The following is a 256-nucleotide window of genomic DNA, read 5'->3' on the forward strand; positions in this document are numbered from 1 at the left end:
GAGTTTTTAAGCCGCATGTCCTTTTCACTTCCACATGTTCACTTAGAGCAAGTGCTTAAGCTCTATACGTCCTGGCAAAGAGAAACACAGTCGCAAATCCAAATCGAGATCAACAGTAAGTCATTTCCTTTTGATGTTTATGTCGTGTCCTATGTTGCGTATCGAGATTGGGATAGTCATTTTTCTCCCGTTATGCTGGCAAGGATTCCTGAGCTAGCTATCCATTTCGTTCTTAACCATTGCTCAGCCGAGGAGG

Annotated in this window: 1 protein-coding gene; it reads left to right on the forward strand. The window is 43.4% G+C overall.

Annotated elements, in window-relative coordinates; genetic code table 11:
- A partial coding sequence (locus AC0L3B_RS39880) for a hypothetical protein (protein WP_473383416.1) occupies positions 1-256 on the forward strand: 256 nt, incomplete at both ends.

The organism is Bradyrhizobium sp. Kon56 (genome assembly GCF_055807635.1).